Origin of the sequence: Rhodosalinus sp., assembly GCF_041685465.1 — a bacterium.
In the GTDB taxonomy this organism is placed as follows: Bacteria; Pseudomonadota; Alphaproteobacteria; order Rhodobacterales; family Rhodobacteraceae; genus Rhodosalinus.
Map to the genome: position 1 here is coordinate 1 of NZ_JAWLFS010000280.1, position 3,564 is coordinate 3,564.

Below are 3,564 nucleotides of genomic sequence, written 5' to 3' on the forward strand. Positions count from 1 at the left end.
ATGCCCATCGCGGCGAGGCAGAGCGCCTCGATCGGGCGGCCCGCGTCCTCGCCGCAGAAGGAGAGCGGCGTGCCGGCCTCCGTGCAGCGGGTCACGATCTGCTCGATGAAGGTCAGGAAGCTGACGTTGAGCGTGTCGTAGCGCCGGCGCACCAGCTCGTTCTCCCGGTCGGCGGCGAAGAAGAACTGCTTCAGGTCGTTGCCGCCGATCGAGATGAACTCCACCTCCTCGAAGAAGCGGTGCGAGGCGAAGGCGAGGCTCGGCGTCTCCAGCATGGCGCCCACCTCGAGGGAGGCGGGGAGGGGGTGGCCGAGGATGCGCTCGCGCTCCAGCGCCTTGTCCATTTCGGCGCGCGCGGCGCGCCATTCCTCGTACTGCGCGATGAAGGGGAACATCACAGCCAGCGGCGCGCCCGCCGCGGCGCGCACCAGCGCCTGCAGCTGCATCCGCAGCACGCCCGGCTTGTCGAGGCCGACCCGGATCGCGCGCCAGCCGAGCGCCGGGTTCGGCTCGTCCACCGAATTCATGTAGGGCAGCACCTTGTCCGACCCGATGTCGAGCGTGCGGAAGACCACGCGCTTGCCCTGCGCCGCCGCCATGATCCGCGCGTAGAGCGCCGAGAGTTCCGAGCGGCGCGGCATCTGGCTTCGGATGAGGAATTGCAGTTCCGTGCGGAAAAGGCCCACGCCCTCCGCGCCCGAGCTTTCGAGCGAGGGCAGGTCGGCCATCAGCCCCGCGTTCATCTGCAGGCCGATCACCGTGCCGCAGCGCGCCTCCGCCGGCTTGTCGCGGATCGAGGCGTAGCGTTCCTGCGCGGCCGCCTGCATCGCCATCTTGTCGCGGAAGGCGGTCGCCACGCTTTCGTCGGGACGCAGATGCGCGATGCCCTGGTCCGCGTCGAGCGCGATCAGGTCGCCGTTCAGCGCCTCCGTGGCGATGCGGTCGGCCTGCACGAGAAGCGGAATGGCCAGCGCGCGCGCCACGACCGCGGCGTGGCTGCCGACCGAGCCCTCCTCGAGCACCACGCCCTTGAGGCGGCGGCCGTAATCCAGAAGCTCTGCCGGACCGATGTTGCGCGCGACGAGGACCGGATCGGCGGGCATCTCGCTCTCGGCGGCCTGTCCCTGACCCGTGAGCAGCCGCAGCAGGCGGTGCGAAAGGTCGTCGAGATCGTGCAGCCGGTCGCGCAGGTAGGCATCCGTGACCTGACCGAGCCGGGCGCGCGCCGCGGACTGTTCCTTCTCGACCGCGGCCTCGGCCGAGAGACCGGAGGCGATGCTTTCCTCCATGCGGCGCAGCCAGCCGCGGGAGTTGGCGAACATGCGGTAGGCCTCGAGCACCTTGAGCTGCGCGACGTCGCCGCCCGCCGCGCCGTCGAGCATCCGGTCCACGCCCACGCGCAGCCGCTCGACCGCTTCGGTCAGGCGTTCGCGCTCCGCATCCGGGTCGTCCGCGATCGGGCGGGTGACCACGACGCGCGGCTCGTGCAGCCAGACGTGGCCCAGCGTGACCCCTTCCTGCCCCACGCTCGCGCGGAAGGTCACCGGCTGCTGGTGCGGCGCCTCGAGCGCCGAGCCCTCGCCGACGAAGGCCCCGAGCTCGGTCATCTCGGCCACGACCATCGCCACGACCTCGAGCGCGTAAAGCTCGTCGGCGGTGAACTCGCGCGCTTCCTTCGACTGCACCACGAGCACGCCGAGCGTCTCGCCGAGGCGCTGGATCGGCACGCCGAGGAAGCTCGAATAGGCCTCCTCGCCGGTCTCGGGCATGTAGCGGAAGCCGCGCGCCGAGGGGGCGTCGGCGGTGTTTATCGTGCGCCCCGTCCGCGCGACGCGGCCCACGAGCCCCTCGCCGAGGCGCATCCGCGTCTGATGTACCGCCTCGGCGCGCAGGCCCTCCGTTGCGCAAAGCTCCAGCGTCTCCCGGTCGCGGAACAGGTAGATCGAGCACACTTCCGAGCCCATCGACTCCGCGACGAGGGTGGTGATCCGGTCGAGCCGCTCCTGCCCGGCGCCCGCGCTCGCCATCGCGTCGCGCAGACGGCCGAGCAGCTTTCGGCTTTCGCTTTCCGATCTGTCCGGCATTGCCTGCGCCCGTCGCTGCCCGGTGGGAAATGGCCCGCCGTCGCTTAGATCACAACCGGAGGGGAGGGTGAAACGACCTTTGCGCGGGAATCCGCGCTCAGGCCGGTTTTTCCAGCTCGAAGGCGTCATGAAGTGCCTGCACGGCGAGCTCCATGTACTTCCGGTCGATCAGCACCGAGATCTTGATCTCGGAGGTGGTGATCACCTTGATGTTGATCCCCTCGTCGGAGAGCACGCGGAACATGCGCGCGGCGACGCCCGACTGGCTGCGCATCCCGATGCCCACGACCGAGACCTTGGCCACGTCCATGTTCGAGACGAGATCGCGGAAGTCGAGCCCGCCGGCCGCGCGCGCGTCGAGCAGCGCCTTTTCCGCGCGCGCCACCTGATCGGTGGGCAGCGAAAAGGTCATGTCCGTGCGCCCCTCTTCCGAGATGTTCTGCACGATCATGTCCACGTTCACGCCGGCATCCGAAAGCGGGCCGAAGATCGCCGCCGCGATGCCGGGGCGGTCGGCGACCGAGATAAGCGTCATCTGCGCCTCGTCGCGCGAGAAGGCGACGCCGGAGACGGGTTTCGATTCCATGATGTCCTCCTCGTCGCAGACCAGCGTGCCGGCCGCGTCGTCCTGTTCGCCGAAGCTCGACAGCACGCGGAGCTTCACCTTGTAGCGCATGGCCAGTTCGACCGAGCGGGTCTGCAGCACCTTCGCCCCGAGGCTCGCCAGCTCCAGCATCTCCTCGAAGGCGATGCGGTCGAGCTTGCGCGCCTTCTCCGACACGCGCGGGTCCGTGGTATAGACCCCGTCCACATCCGTGTAGATGTCGCAGCGCACCGCGTCGAAGGCGGCGGCGAAGGCGACCGCGGTGGTGTCGCTGCCGCCCCGGCCCAGCGTGGTGATCCGCCCCTCGGGGCTCACCCCCTGAAAGCCCGCGACCACGGCGACCTTCATCCCCTCGTCGAACTTGCGGCGGATGTTGTCGTCGGGGATTTCCTCGATCCGCGCGGCGCCGTGGGCCGAGGTCGTGCGCACCGGCACCTGCCAGCCCTGCCAGCTGCGGGCGGGGACATCCATTTCCTGCAGCGTCAGCGCCATGAGCCCGGCGGTGACGTTCTCGCCCGAGCTCACCACGGCGTCGTATTCCCGCGCGTCGTAGAGCGGCGAGGTCTCGTTGACGAAGCCGACGAGTTCGTTCGTCTTGCCCGACATCGCCGAGACGATGACGATCACCCGGTGCCCGTTCGCGACCTCGCGGCCGACGCGCTTGGCGGCGCGGCGGATGCGGTCGAGCGTGGCGACGGAGGTGCCGCCGAATTTCATCACGAGCACGGACATCGGGCCTGCCTCGGGTCGGAGTCGCTGCCCCTTAGGCAAGCCGCGCGCGCCGCGCAAGGGGGCGCTTGCAGGCGGCAGGGGGCGCCACTAGGCAGACATGATGCTGCTCTACCGCCTCGCGCTCACGCTTTTCGCGCCGTTCTT

General features: G+C 69.8%; 2 protein-coding genes. Both read right to left on the bottom strand.

Features of this window, described 5'->3' with window-relative positions:
• The coding region (locus ACESL7_RS14370) for a putative PEP-binding protein (protein WP_372893987.1) at positions 1-2,084 on the bottom strand (2,084 nt) is incomplete at its 3' end.
• 97 nt (positions 2,085-2,181) lie between these two features.
• Positions 2,182-3,420: an aspartate kinase gene (locus ACESL7_RS14375; protein WP_372893988.1), complete on the bottom strand. Its 1,239-nt coding sequence runs from the start codon at positions 3,418-3,420 to the stop codon at positions 2,182-2,184.
• Between the last annotated feature and the right edge of the window lie 144 nt (positions 3,421-3,564).